The following is a 13,795-nucleotide window of genomic DNA, read 5'->3' on the forward strand; positions in this document are numbered from 1 at the left end:
GTACGTTTCGGTGCATGCCGCTGCATTACGTTGACCCGCACAAGAAGCACAGCCGCCGGTATGACGCTTGGGTAAGTTTCAGCCGTTCACGTCCCGGACAGTTCTTAGCGCACCACCTTTGGCCTCGTATCGACCCATGGTTGTACCGCGCAACCGGCGGGCGCTATCCATCCATCTTTGGCGGGCCTTCCACGGCCCCGCTGTTGACAACGGGTGCGAAGTCGGGACAACCGCGGGAGCACCAAATCACCTACTTTCATGATGGACCCGATCCCATCGTGACTGCCTCAAACTACGGCGGCCCGAAACACCCCCAGTGGTACTACAACCTCAAGGCGCACCCTGAATGCGAACTGGGCGACGAAAAATTTCTGGCCAGTGAGATCACCGACCCCGACGAATACGCACGTGTCTATGGGCTTGCGGAGCAGGTCTACGCCGGTTGGAGCGACTATCGCCAAAAGACCGACCCGATTGGCCGCCACATCCCTGTCTTTCGGCTCAAACCGCGGTAGCGGGCTAGTAGACGCGGGGCCGGGCAGGCCGCGCCAACAAATATTCGACCCCCACCACCCAAAGAATGAGGGCATCCCCCATCTGACTGCCGCCGCGGTAGTCAGGAATTTTCGAGCTGCGGATTTCTTCGGCCGGATAGGGCCGAGCTCGGGGCTGCGAGGGGGGGCGGCGTCCTGCAACGGCGCATATAGATGGACCGTCAAACACGGATGACAACGTGGCCAGCCATTTAGTCTCCGGGCATGGATCACATCTGGCAGTGGACGTGGGATCGGTACGGACCGAGATACTCGTGGGCGACGTCGGTACTGACGTTCGCCTCGTCACTGCCGCCCTACCTTTTTTGGTCATTCGTTGTTGTCGCTTTCGAGAAGTCCAGTCACTACGTCGAGGTGACCGTCGTGGCCTGTGTCGCCGTGCTGGTGCTGGCGTTAGTCATGGTTCTTCCCGGCAGCCGTTTCCGTCTTGCGCAACGGTGGGCGGCGGGCGATGAGGTCGATCGTGAAGCGGCACTGAAAGACACGTACGCATGGACTCGTGCGACGGGTGTTCGAGCTTTGTGGTTCTTCCCTGTTTGGGCTGCACTTCTCTTGATCGTTGTTGCTGTGATCGCCGGAGCGAGCGGCTGGCGGCTTGTCCAATACGGGATTGTGGGCGCCGTCGCCGCCGGAATCGGCACGGTGCTAATCGGCACGCACACCTTTGGGGAAGGAGCAATGCGACCGGCCAGGGCCGCCCTCTCCGGGGACACCGCGGTTGGAGATTCCCTCCCACGGTCTCGCCCGACTTTTGCCGCTTGGTTAGAACTATCAATCCTGGGTTCCATGTTCGTTTCCTCCGTACTGGGCGCCATGTTGGCCACTGTGCTCGGTCGGAGTGGCGAGTCCCCCGTACTGGCTGTGGTGATCGGATGCGCGTTGACGCTTGGCTTGGGAGTGCCGATCACCGTCGGCGCCGTCGTCTCACCATCACTGAAACCCATTCGCGACCTCGCCGCAGGAACGGAACGTGTCGCGGCTGGCGATTACACACAACGGGTGCTGGTGGTCCAAGACGATGACCTCGGTGCGCTGGCGGCGTCGTTCAACCGGATGCAGGCGGGTTTGGCTGAGCGGCAACGCCTTCAAGCCGCGTTCGGCACCTATGTGGACGCCACACTTGCAACACGTCTGCTCGAACAGGGTGACGATGTGTTCAGCGGTGAGCGTCGCGAGGTGACAGTGATGTTCGTCGATGTTCGCGACTTCACCGCTTTCGCCGAGGCGAACACCGCCGAAGACACGGTCTCCCGCCTCAACGCCTTATTCGAAATCGTGGTGCCTGCCGTCGTCGACGCCGGTGGGCACGTCAACAAGTTTCTCGGCGACGGCGCGCTGGCGGTCTTCGGCGCCCCGAACGACCTCGCGGATCATGCCGACGCCGCGTTGAGTGCCGCGGTTCTGATTCACCGGCTCGTCGTCGAACGATTCGGTGGCGCCCTTCGGATTGGCCTCGGGATCAACACCGGTGTGGTGATCGCGGGCACCATCGGCGGCGGCGGCAAGCTCGAATTCACTTTGATCGGTGATGCCGTCAACGTCGCCGCCCGCGTCGAGCAACTCACCAAAACCACCGGCGATGCGATTCTTCTCACACACCAGACCGTTGACGCCCTGAATGGTCGATCGCCCAGACTAATCGACCGGGGCTCCCACGCCCTCAAGGGGAAGTCATCCCCGGTGCAGATTTTCGGTCTAGACCCAAAGGGCGGCGCTGATTCCTAGGTCGTTCGAGCTGAGGCGACGGCGAAGAGCCGCCATTCGCCGGGCACACCCCTGACGCGATCACAAGGTCGCGCAGCGTACCCGGGTGCTCAGCTTCGGCCACAGCACCTCGTCTTCGGCAGCGTGGTGGTGGTGCAGCACTGAGATCATGTTATTCAGATATGCACCGACGGTGCGGGCCCGGTTCGTGTCGCCTGGATCGACGTCGCGGATGAGCCTCGTCAGATTGTCAAACTCGGCCCGGAATGTCCGGTGAATCATCGCCATCTGAAATGGATCGCTTGGCATGGCAAACCCCCCATCCGCCAGGACCGCCTAATCATAAGACGTGGCCGATGGACGGGTCGGCAAATGGGATCACGCGCGAGGAGCTTCAGTACACGTCGCGCACATAGCGTTTGGTCGCGACCAGCTCACGTTTGTAGCCGTGGGCCTGTTCGTGCGACATTCCGCCGTGCCGCTCGATGATCGTGGTCAATGCGGCGTCGACGTCCTTGGCCATGCGGGTGGCGTCGCCGCAGACGTAGAAGTGTGCGCCGTCGTCGAGCCAGCGCCACACCTCGGCCCCCTGTTCGAGCATCCGGTGCTGGACGTAGACCCGCGACGCCTGGTCGCGGGAGAACGCGAGATCGAGCCGGTCGAGCAGCCCGTCGCGGGCCATGTCTTCGAAATCGTTGCGGTAGTAGTAGTTCTGGTCGCGGTGCTGCTCGCCGAAGAACAGCCAGTTGCGTCCGCGGTGACCCAGGGCCCGTCGCTCTTGCAAGAAGCCGCGGAACGGCGCGACACCCGTGCCGGGGCCGACCATGATCATCGGGATCGAGCCGTCCTCGGGCGGCCGGAAGTGCGGCGAGTGTTGCAAGAAGACCGGCGCCGACGACGCGCGGTCGGCCAGGAAGGTCGAGCAGACGCCGCCGCGCCGGCCGCCGTCGGCGCCGCGGTAGCGCACCACCGACACCGTCAACTGCACCTCGTGCGGACTGACCAGCGGGCTCGACGAGATCGAGTAACTGCGCGGTGTCAACCGGACCAGCACCTCGCGCCACTCGTCGGGATCGGCGTGGACCACGAATTCCTGGACGAGGTCAAGGCCGTTGCGGCCGTTCAGCCACTTGTCCAGCTTGGCCTTGGGTGCTCGCAGCGCCTTGGCGTCGCGGCTGTGTTCGGCGATGAAGCGCACCAGGTCGGGGGTGACCCGGCAGAAGTCGTAGTGCGAGATGAGCGCGTCGCGCAACGACTGCTCGACGCCGTCGATCTCGACGGCGTGCTGACCCGGCATCCCGGTGGCCGCCAGCCACGCGTCGACCATGACGGGGTCGTTGGTGGCGCACACACCGAGCGAATCGCCTGCGGCGTAGGTGACGTCGTGCTCGGAGATGTCGAAACCGAACTGGCGCACCTCTTTTCGGGATGCCCGCCCGGTGAGCACCACGTTGCGGGACAGCGGTACGACGAGGGGACGCGCGCGGGTGAACGGCTGCGCGACGGTGGTGGGCCGCACAAGTGTCGCGACGCTACTGGTCGACGGTGAGATTCCCGGATTCAGCAGTGCGGTGACGTCGTCGGCCCAGCGCCGCATGCGCTCGTCGTCGTAGGCCTCGCAGTCGGCGCGCTCGAGCAGCCGCACCGCGCCGAGGTCGGCCAGCCTGGTGTCGACGGACTTGGCGTGTCCGCAGAAGTCGTCATAGGACCGGTCGCCGATGCCCAGCACCGCGTACCGCACGCCGGTCAACGGCGTCTTCAACGACTGCAACCGGTGCCAGAAGGCCGCACCGTTGTCGGGCGGTCCCCCGTCGCCGAAGGTGCTGGTGACGACGAGCACCTCGCGAGCAGCCACGAGGTCGGCAGGCGCGAGATCATCCATGTTCATCAGGTGCGCGTTGCCGAGTCGTGCGGCCAGCCGCGAGGCGAAGTCCTCGGCGTTGCCGGTTTGCGACGCCCACAGCACGAGCGGCCCGTCGTCGAGCTGCGGCCGTGCCGGTTCTGCGCACGGACGGCCCTGCGCTGCGAGCAGACCGTTGATCCACTGCCTCACCTCGGTGGACACCGGCGCGGAGTCGGGCAGCACAGGGACATCCGCTCCAGCCTCGGCCAGTCCGCTGAAAAAGCCTGACACATAGAGCGATTCCTGCTCGGTGAGCGTCGGGGACGCGACGGCCCGCAGGTCGACCGCGCAGACCTTGAATTCGGGCTGCAACGAGTCGGGGTCGACGGCGTCATTGGTCAACGCGTTGACGGTGAGGCTGTCGCCGTGGTCGTCGTTCCAGTGGAACGGCGCGAAACAACTGCCCGGGCGTATGCGTTCGGTGACAGTAGCGGTCAGCACCGCGCGCCCGCGCCGTGACGTGAGCTCGACGGGTCGCCCATCCTCGATGCCCAATCTCAGCGCGTCCTCGGGATGCACCTCGACGAACGGCTCACCGGTCAGCTTGTTGAGCGACTCGACGCGGCCCGTCTTGGTCATGGTGTGCCACTGGTGTTGCAGCCGACCGGAATTCAGCACCATCGGGTATTCATCGTCGGGCAACTCCCGCGCGTCCATGTGTGGGCGCGCATGAAAGACGGCGCGGCGCGACGGGGTCGGGAACGCGAGCCGGGGCGCGTGTCCGTTCTCGTCGACGAAGTGTTCCTGGCTCACACCGTCGTTGAGGTAGCGGATCGGGTGGCGATCGTTCTCGTCGTCCGGCGGACACGGCCACTGCACGGGAGTTTCCCGCAGCCGCGCGTAGCTGGCACCGCGAAGGTCATAGCCGGTCTTCGGATTCCAGAATCGCCGGATCTCGTCGAAGATCTGCTCGCTGGAGCTGTAGGCGAAGTGCCCGCCGAAGCCCATGTGGGCGGCCACCTCGCAGATCAGCTGCCAATCAGGTCGGGCCTGGCCCTTAGCGCGAATCGACTGCTGCAGCAACGTCAGATTGCGTTCGGAGTTGACCATCACCGCATCGGCCTCCGCCCACATCGCGGCGGGAAGCACGATGTCGGCGTAGGTATTGGTGGCCGTCGCGCGGTAGGCGTCCTGGGTGATGACAAGCTCGGCGGCCTTCAACCCCTCGATGACCGTCGACCGGTTGGCCGCGCTGGCAACGGGATTGGTGCAGATGATCCAGCATGCCTTGATCTCGCCGTCGGCGAGTTTCCGGAACATGTCAACGGTGCCCGGACCGACGTCCGCGCGGATTGTGCCGGGTGCCAGACCCCACTGCGTCTCGACGAACGCGCGGTCCTCCGCTGAGGTCACGGAGCGCTGACCCGGCAATCCCGGTCCCATATAGCCCATTTCGCGCCCGCCCATAGCGTTAGGCTGTCCGGTCAGCGACATCGGTCCGCTGCCCGGCCGGCAGATCGCGCCCGTGGCCAGGTGCAGGTTGCAGATGGCGTTGGTGTTCCAGGTTCCGTGGGTGCTCTGGTTGAGCCCCATCGTCCAACAGCTCAGCCACTCCCCCGCGTCGGCGATCATCCGCGCGGCGAGCCGGATGTCGGCCTCAGCGAGGCCCGTGAGGTGAGCCACCTTCTCGGGTGTGTAGTCGGCGAGGAACGCCGGCATCGCCTCCCAACCCTCGGTGTGGTCGTCGATGAATTCGCGGTCGATGTCACCGTTTTCGACGAGAAGGTGGAGCAGACCGTTCAGCAGTGCGAGGTCGGTGCCGGGTTTGATTTGCAGGTACAGATCGGCGCATTCGGCGGTCGTCGTGCGGCGGGGGTCGACGACGATCAGCTTGGCACCAGTCTTGAGCCGATCGGCCATGCGCAGGTACAGGATGGGGTGACAGTCGGCCATGTTGGAGCCGATGACGAAAAACAGGTCGGTGCAGTCGAAGTCGGTGTAGGAGCCCGGCGGGCCGTCGGCACCCAGCGATTGTTTGAAGCCGGTGCCCGCGCTGGCCATACACAGCCGTGAGTTCGACTCGATGTGCACCGTGCGCAGGAACCCCTTGGCCAGTTTGGTTGCGAGATACTGGGCCTCGATCGACATCTGGCCCGACACGTAGAGTGCCACCGCGTCGGGGCCGCGCTCGTCGATGATCGCCCGCAGCCGTCGGCCCGCCTCGGCGACGGCGTCGTCGACCGGTGTGGGGACCAGTTCCTCATCGCGGCCGGGTCGCAGCATCGCCGAGGTCAGCCGGCCGTCGTCGGCGCGCATCAGCTCGGCGTGGGTCGCACCTTTGGTGCACAGCCTGCCGAAGTTGGCCGGGTGCAGCTTGTCCCCGGTGACCCGCGCGATGACGGGGTTGCCGGTGTCGCGGTCGGTGGCGGTGTGCACCTCGATACCGCAGCCCACGCCGCAGTACGAGCACGCCGTCCGAGTCACCATGGGCGTCAGGCGGGCACCGGCGCGGCTGTGCGGCCGGTCTGCTCGTCGGAACCGGCGCTCGAGGTCTGCATGCGCAGGAACACGAACCAGGTGACGATCGCGCAGATCACGTAGAAGCAGAGGAACACCCAGAACGCGTTGGTGGCGGATTTGGCGTCGCTGACATACGACGCGCGCAGGACGACGTTGATGAACACGCCGCCAAGCGCGCCGACCGCACCGGCGAATCCGATCAACGCGCCGGACATGCTGCGCGACCAGGCGGCCTTGTCCTCGCGGCTCCACTCGTCATGGCCCTGGGCCTTGGCCTCGAAGATCGACGGGATCATCTTGTACGTCGAGCCGTTGCCGATGCCCGAGAGGATGAACAGCAGGATGAAGCCGGTGACGTAGGCGACCATCTGTCCGCCGGTGGCCGCGCCAGTGATACCGTCGTCGAGAACGCCTGCGGTGACCAGGATTCCGGCGGCGAAGATCATCGCGACGAAGGTGTAGAGCGTGATCTTGCCACCACCGATCCTGTCGGCCAGTTTGCCGCCGAAGGGCCGCGCGATCGAACCGAGCAGCGGGCCGATGAACGCGATCTGGGCGGCGTGCAGCGACGCCTGTGCGGGAGTGTCGCCGCCGGCCAGGAAGTTGATCTGCAGCACCTGTCCGAACGCGAACGAGAACCCGATGAACGAGCCGAACGTGCCGATGTACAGAAAGCTCATTACCCAGGAGTGCTTGAATCGCAACGCTTCTGTCATCGCGCCGAGGCTGGACCGCTGGTTGCCGAGGTTGTCCATGAACAGCGCGGCCCCCAGCGCCGCCAACGCGATCAGGACAAGGTAGATGGCGCAGACGATTTCGGGTGCGGTGTTGCTGACGGTGGCGATCACCAGAAGCGCGACCAGCTGGATCACCGGTACGCCGATGTTGCCGCCGCCGGCGTTCAGGCCGAGCGCCCAGCCCTTGAGCCGCTGTGGGTAGAACGCGTTGATGTTCGTCATCGAGGACGCGAAGTTGCCGCCGCCGACTCCGGCCACGGCGGCCACGATCATGAAGGTGGTGTAGGACGTGCCGGGGTTGTTCATCACCCAGAGCGTCGGCACGGTCGGGATCAACAGCAGTAGGGCGCTGACGATGGTCCAGTTGCGCCCACCGAATCGCGCAGGGGCGATGGTGTACGGGATTCGCATGAACGCGCCGACCAGGGTGGGCATCGCGACCAGGTAGAACTTGCCCGCCGCGTCGATGCCGTAGATGTCCTGGGGCATGAACAGCACCATCACCGACCAGATGGACCACACGGAGAATCCGACGTGCTCGGCGAAGATCGACCAGATCAGGTTCCGCTTGGCGATCTTCTTGCCACCGGATTCCCAGGCCTCGACGTCCTCGGCGTCCCAATCTTCAATGGTGCGGCTGCGGCTCAGACTCTTCACAGGCACCAGAGTCGCCCGAACCCATTCCGCATCCGTTGCGTCATCGTGTCGGAAACGTCAACTCCAGCTCACATAGGTAACGAATACGCGTGCGGGGTGCACGAAACCGAGCCGAAACAAATGTGGCCGGGGCCACTCCGCGGCATCTTCAAAGGGCCATCTTCAAAGGGGCCCGCACACCTCGGCGAAAGCGCCGCAGGTCTCAGAACGGCGCCGGTCGCCGGTTCCTCGCGCGTTCGGCCTTGATTCGCGCTGCGTATTCGGCGGCGCGGCTACGCCGTCGCAGCGGCATCATCAGCCCGCGGTCGCAGACTGTCGGCGGGGAGATCGGTGGCGGAGGAAGGTCAGCGGTCGTCGTATCCCACGTCGGAAAGAACAGCCTGCTTCCGGGTTTGGTGGTGTATTTCCGACCGCTCGGCGAGGTCCAGATCACCGTGCCGTCCGGCAGCTGAACATCGTCCCAGCCACCAAATGTCTTGGCTAGATGGTGTTTTCGACACAGGCACTTGAGATTTGACGCATGTGTCGGACCGAACGGATACGGAATGGTGTGGTCGATGTCGCAACGATCGGCTGGCGCACTGCAGCCGGAGGCCCGGCAGTGCAGATCTCGCATGCGCACGAACTGGGCCAAGTCCGCGGACGGGCGGTAACGCGGCTCGGGCTCGTCGCTGGGCAGTTTGATCGGACGGATCTTCGCGCCATCGCGGATCAGTTGGGCCAGCAGCGGTGCAGGCAGGATGTCCTCACCAAGGATGAGTGCTGTGGGCGGCTTGGCCTTCGACTCGCGGACCGTCGGGGTAGGTCCCTGGGACTCGCCGGCTGTCGGGGCAGGTGCCTGGGACTCGCCGGCTGTCGGCTGCTGTAATGCCGCTTCGGCCGCTGACCGCTCGGCGAAAACGTTGACGACGACGTTCGACGACCGCGGCACGTCAGCCGACGGACACGTGTCGGATCCGCAGCGACACGCGAGGCGGTCATTGCCCGAGATCATCGCACCGACCGCGTCCGATCGGCGCTCCCCGGCGGATCGAGGATCGGCATCGCACAGGCCCTGCACCATTGCAGCGATGCGACGTTTGAGAACCGCCCCATCCGTGGCCAGCAGCCGGCCCCACACCGACATAGTTCCTGCCGGATCGTCGATGTCGCCGACCGAGAAGTCTCTGCTGCGCATGGTTGTTTCGCTGTGGCGCAAGGCTTCTGGATCGTACCGCTCGACCCACGCGTCAATTGCCCTCTCGAGCTTGTCATCGGACAGGCGACCCCATTTCGTCGCGCCTTCTGCAAGGGCAGCGTCGATCAAGGCCAGCGCTTCGGCGTCGTAAACGAGCTGTGTGCGCCACGTGAGCGCCGAGACGACGCGGGAGTTAATGGCGCCCTGCAGATACAGCGCCGCAACGCGCGGAAGCCGGTCCCGAAGTGCGATCGCTATCCGCATCTGTGCCGAGGCCCGCCTGTGGCCGACGGTCATAGCGGCCGCGACTTCGGCGGCGGCCGCATCCCAACCGTCGAATGCTGCTCGGTCGTCATCGTCGACTCGGCGGCGGGCGAGTTCGGCGATGGCGGCCAGCCGACGGGCTCCCGCCCTTGCTTCGGCCCGCATGCTCTCCTCGATCGCAGCGGCGACCGCGGCGTCGTCAGCCTCCGAGAACTCCGAGTCGAACATGTGTTCGAGTATGCCACCGCCCACCGACACGTTGACTCATCGGAAATGCGCGCGAACGGCCGAGCCGACAAGACCGTCAGTCAGCGGCGGTCTCCCAGAAGCGCGTGAGCACCCCGGCCCCGAGCGCCGGATCCTGGACCATCCACCAGTGTCCGAGCCCCTCGAGAACTTCGGTCCGCGCGCCGGCACGCTCGGCCGCACGCCGGCGCATGTCCTCGGTTCCGACGTACGGATCCTCGGTGGCGAGTATCGACAGGCCGGGCCGCGAGGCGGCGGTGCCCAACCCGCGCCCGGCTTCGCGGAGAACCGGCTGGGCGGCCGATCGGTACAGCACCAGGATCGCGCGCCCCATCTCCGGGCCTTGGGCCTTCGCCAGCGATGTCGCGATGTCGATTGGCAGCCCGAGATCGGCCATTTGCGCCGTCCTGTCCGCGACCGTGCCGCCCATCATCGCCTCGACCAGTTCCTCGCCGGCTCCGGGCGTCTGCCACACCTGCGCGAGGTCATGCCAGACGTAGTCGGCATCGAACAGCCCCACGACGTCACTGGCCCAGGTGCGCAGGAGATCAGGACGGTGCATCGCCACGTTGACGACGTGACCGCCGCCCCAGTCGTGGCCGACGAGGTCGACCGGTTCGCCGAAGCGCTCCAGTTCGCGCTCGAGCCAATCGCGATAGTCGAGGTAAGTCGCCGCGAAATCGTCGGGCAGCGGTGCGCCGAATCCGGGCGGGGAGAGCCGCACGACGTCATTGCGGCCGAGAGCGTCGACCAAAGGGCCCCAGATCGCGTCAGTCTCCGGATTGCCGTGCACCAGAACGATTGTCATACGGCGATACTAGGGTGTCGCGCGGCTTCCTGGGCCAGCTGCACGCGCGAGGCCAGCCCGAGCTTGGTGTAGACGTGGGTCAGATGCGTCTGCACCGTCCGGTGGGACACGAAGAGCCTTGCGGCGATGTCCTTGTTGCTGAGTCCCTCGGCGACCAACCGGACCACGTCTAACTCGGTCGGCGTCAACGAGGCCCAACCGCTCGACACGCGCTTGCGCTCACCGCGTCCGCGCTGCGCATACGCGATCGCCTCCTCGATCGACAGCGCGGCCCCTTCGTCCCACAAGGCCTCGAACTCGTTCTCGCCGAGGGACTCTCTGAGTAGCGACACCGCTGCCTCGTACGTAGCGTCGTGCACTCGGAGCCGGACCAGCCCCAAGCGTTTCCGCAAGGCGTCGGCTGTGCCGAGGAATCGCGCCGCGTTGCGCTGATCACCGGCCGCACAGGTCAACTCGCCCAGCACCTCGAACGCGTCGGGCGCGATCTGATACGACCGATGGGCGGTCACGGTGTCGAGTGCCCGGCGCACATCCTCATCGGCCTGTGCAATATCACCCTGCGCCAACGCGATTCGCGTGCGATTCACCAGGGCCCGTGCCAGGTGCCATCCGTGCATGAGTGACACGTCGGCGTCGGCGTATTCTCTGGCGGCGCGCAGATCACCTCTGGCGAGTTCGAGCTCCGCCGACGGGATGACGTTCGTGATCGCCGTCTCGGGCTGCGCGTTGATGCGCTGCCATGCCCAATCGCACGCATCGGCAGCCGCTTTCACGTCTCCCTCGGCGAGGACCGCGAAAGCATACGGCGCGTACGCCCACGGTTCGAGATGCGGGCCCAGCGTGTGCGCGGTTTCGATGGCCGCCTCGGCGTAGCTTCGCCCTGTCGCGGGATCGCCCAACCACACATACGCATGCCCGAGGCCGACGCGCGCAAGGTAGCCGTGGAGCACGTCACCAGATGCATCCGCCTCGGTGAGAAGCGCATGCAGGAGTGACGTGCCCTCCTTCAGATCGCCCGTCTGATAAACCGACATCGCCGCACCCCAGTACCGGTTCATCCGCGACATGAACGTGTCCCCGACGGCGTCGGCCAGCGACTGACCCTCCTCACCGGCCGCGATCGCCGAGACCGGATCTCCGACAAGGATGTAGATGAACGCCTTCCAGGCGAGGATCTGGCAGAGCCGCCACCGGTCGTCCAATCGCCGTGCCAGCTCGAGAGCTTCGTCCATGTACGGGTAGGCCGCCTGCGCATCGAACGCGGCCGCGCCTATGCACGACACCAGCACACGAAGCAACAAGACGGGGTCGTCGAGCTCCCGCGCTGTGGCCAAGGCCTGCTCGAGACCCTCCGTGACACCGACGGTGACGGCAAATGCGTACAGCACAGCCCGATCGGCGACCGCACTAACCTGTGCCACGACATCGGACGCCGCGTCCAGACCCGGATCGTCCAGCGCGGCGTTGAACCAGGACAACCCCTCCTGTACCCGCCCGCGCATGAGCCACAGCGGTTGCAGCGAACTCGCGAACCGCAACGCCGCGTCGTTGTCCTGCCGCTCGAGGCTCCACGCGAACGCCGAACGGAGATTGTCGATTTCGATCTCCGCCTGTGAGATGAGGTGTTCGTATTGGGCGCACCCCGGCGCCTCGAGCTGCGCGGTCATCAAGATGTAGTGATCCCGGTGGCGGCCGCGCACAGTGTCGGCTTCACCGGACTCACTAAGTTTGTCCAGCGCGTACTGACGGACCGTTTCCAGTAGCCGGTATCGCGCTCGCCCACTGCTGCTTTCGGCCAACACCAGCGACTTGTCCACCAGGAGCATCAGCAGATCGAGCACCTGGAAGCGTTCGATCTCTCCGCCCGTGGCCACCGCCTGCGCGGCTTCGAGGTCGAAGTCTCCGGCGAACGCCGCCAGCCGCCGGAAGACGACACGCTCGGGTTCGGTCAACATCTGATGCGACCAGTCCACGGATGCTTTGAGGGTCTGCTGGCGACGCACCGCTTTTCGTGATCCGCCCGTCAAGAGACGGAACCTGTCGTGCAGGCCGTCGAGGATCTCCCGTACGGACAGGGCGCGGACTCGGGCGGCCGCCAGCTCGATCGCCAGCGGCATGCCGTCCAGACGCCTGCAGATCTCGCCGATGACCGCGAGTTCGTCGTCCGAGGGAGCGAAATCCGACTGAACATGACGGGCGCGGTCGACGAACAACTCGACGGCTTCGTCGTCGATCGCCAGCGATGCCACTCGCCAGACGACCTCACCCTCGACACCGATCGGTTCACGGCTGGTGACCAGCAGCCGCAGCGCAGGACACCGCTCCAGCAGAGTGGTGATCAGCTCGGCACTGACCTCGAGTAGGTGTTCGCAGTTGTCGAGCACCGCGAGTACCGCACGCCCGCCGATGAAACCGACGATGCTGTCCAACGTCGAGCGACCCGGTTGATCCGGTACCCCGAGCGCTCGCAGCACGGCGACGGGCACCAGATCCGGATCGCTGATCGGAGCCAGGTCCACATACCAGACCGACGGCAGATCGGTGCGATCCGCGATCTGCACGGCCAGCCGCGTCTTGCCCACCCCACCCGCACCCGTCAGCGTCACCAACCGGTTGCCGGTCAGGAGCTCACCGATCTCGCCGATCTGCTTGCGGCGTCCGATGAATCGCGTCAGTTGCGCGGGCAGGTCGTGTCGATGCGCGGCCTCCGCCGTACGCAGGGGCGGAAAGTCGTTGCGGATGTCGGGGTGACACAGCTGCACAACGCGTTCTGGCCGGGGCAGGTCCCGCAGCGGGTGCGATCCGAGATCGCTGAGCCACGTACCCTCAGGCAAATAGTCGACAACCATGGATTCGGTAGCACCGGTCAGCACCGTCTGCCCGCCGTGCGCGAGATCGCGTAGCCGCGCCGTGCGGTTGATGGTCGTCCCGATGTAGTTGCCCTCGTCCCGTAGCTGAATCTCACCGGTGTGCACACCGATGCGCAGCCGAATCGGGGCCAGCGGCGCCTGCTGCAGCGCCAGCGCGCACGCCACCGCATCGCTGGCGCGTGCGAAGGCCAGCACGAAGCTGTCGCCCTCGCCCTGCTCGACGGGGCGGGCACCGTTGTTCATGACCACGAGATCGGCCAGCGTCGCGTCGAGTCGCCGGATCGCCGCACGCATCTCCTCGGGTTGCGAGCCCCACAACCACGTCGACCTCTCGACGTCCGCCAGCAGCAACGTCACCGTTCCGGTCGGCAGTCCGCTCACACCAAGTTCGCTCCACTCGAGTGCGCTCATGCTA

Annotated in this window: 8 protein-coding genes; 2 read left to right on the forward strand and 6 right to left on the reverse strand. The window is 65.7% G+C overall.

The annotated features are described in order from the left end of the window. Nucleotides 1-14: 14 nt before the first annotated feature. On the forward strand, nucleotides 15-515 hold the full coding sequence (locus AU193_RS00635; RefSeq protein ID WP_064420409.1) for a nitroreductase/quinone reductase family protein: 501 nt from the start codon (nucleotides 15-17) through the stop codon (nucleotides 513-515). A 243-nt stretch (nucleotides 516-758) separates the two neighbouring features. Beyond that, nucleotides 759-2,279: an adenylate/guanylate cyclase domain-containing protein gene (locus tag AU193_RS00640; RefSeq protein ID WP_064420410.1), complete on the forward strand. Its 1,521-nt coding sequence runs from the start codon at nucleotides 759-761 to the stop codon at nucleotides 2,277-2,279. A 60-nt stretch (nucleotides 2,280-2,339) separates the two neighbouring features. Here the strand turns inward: AU193_RS00640 and AU193_RS00645 are convergent, their stop codons facing one another. The 6 genes from AU193_RS00645 to AU193_RS00670 all read right to left on the reverse strand — a co-directional run bounded on the left by AU193_RS00645 (nucleotide 2,340) and on the right by AU193_RS00670 (nucleotide 13,791). Then, nucleotides 2,340-2,567: a hemerythrin domain-containing protein gene (locus tag AU193_RS00645; RefSeq protein WP_082682777.1), complete on the reverse strand. Its 228-nt coding sequence runs from the start codon at nucleotides 2,565-2,567 to the stop codon at nucleotides 2,340-2,342. 85 nt (nucleotides 2,568-2,652) lie between these two features. Further along, nucleotides 2,653-6,588 (reverse strand): bifunctional nitrate reductase/sulfite reductase flavoprotein subunit alpha, encoded by a 3,936-nt coding sequence (locus AU193_RS00650; protein ID WP_172798164.1) that lies wholly within the window; start codon nucleotides 6,586-6,588, stop codon nucleotides 2,653-2,655. A gap of 5 nt (nucleotides 6,589-6,593) precedes the next feature. Further along, nucleotides 6,594-8,021 (reverse strand): nitrate/nitrite transporter, encoded by a 1,428-nt coding sequence (locus AU193_RS00655; protein ID WP_082682778.1) that lies wholly within the window; start codon nucleotides 8,019-8,021, stop codon nucleotides 6,594-6,596. 196 nt (nucleotides 8,022-8,217) lie between these two features. Beyond that, entirely contained in the window at nucleotides 8,218-9,684 is a 1,467-nt protein-coding gene (locus tag AU193_RS00660; RefSeq protein WP_064420628.1) for an HNH endonuclease signature motif containing protein, read from the reverse strand. A gap of 76 nt (nucleotides 9,685-9,760) precedes the next feature. Further along, nucleotides 9,761-10,510, reverse strand: a complete 750-nt coding sequence (locus AU193_RS00665; protein ID WP_064420413.1) for an alpha/beta fold hydrolase — start codon at nucleotides 10,508-10,510, stop codon at nucleotides 9,761-9,763. Beyond that, a complete protein-coding gene (locus tag AU193_RS00670) occupies nucleotides 10,507-13,791 on the reverse strand; it encodes a LuxR C-terminal-related transcriptional regulator (RefSeq protein WP_253867526.1) in 3,285 nt (1,094 codons plus the stop codon). The genes AU193_RS00665 and AU193_RS00670 overlap by 4 nt, the downstream gene beginning before the upstream one ends. Nucleotides 13,792-13,795 lie beyond the last annotated feature (4 nt).

It is taken from the genome of Mycobacterium sp. GA-1285, assembly GCF_001499905.1.
Taxonomy (GTDB): domain Bacteria; phylum Actinomycetota; class Actinomycetes; order Mycobacteriales; family Mycobacteriaceae; genus Mycobacterium.

What these genes read in the sequence shown, in the direction of transcription:
- AU193_RS00640 (WP_064420410.1), top strand. Translation starts at nt 759, where the DNA reads ATGGATCACATCTGGCAGTGGACGTGGGATCGGTACGGACCGAGATAC.
- AU193_RS00665 (WP_064420413.1), bottom strand. Translation starts at nt 10,510, where the DNA reads ATGACAATCGTTCTGGTGCACGGCAATCCGGAGACTGACGCGATCTGG.
- AU193_RS00650 (WP_172798164.1), bottom strand. Translation starts at nt 6,588, where the DNA reads ATGGTGACTCGGACGGCGTGCTCGTACTGCGGCGTGGGCTGCGGTATC.
- AU193_RS00660 (WP_064420628.1), bottom strand. Translation starts at nt 9,684, where the DNA reads ATGTTCGACTCGGAGTTCTCGGAGGCTGACGACGCCGCGGTCGCCGCT.
- AU193_RS00635 (WP_064420409.1), top strand. Translation starts at nt 15, where the DNA reads ATGCCGCTGCATTACGTTGACCCGCACAAGAAGCACAGCCGCCGGTAT.
- AU193_RS00670 (WP_253867526.1), bottom strand. Translation starts at nt 13,791, where the DNA reads ATGAGCGCACTCGAGTGGAGCGAACTTGGTGTGAGCGGACTGCCGACC.
- AU193_RS00645 (WP_082682777.1), bottom strand. Translation starts at nt 2,567, where the DNA reads ATGCCAAGCGATCCATTTCAGATGGCGATGATTCACCGGACATTCCGG.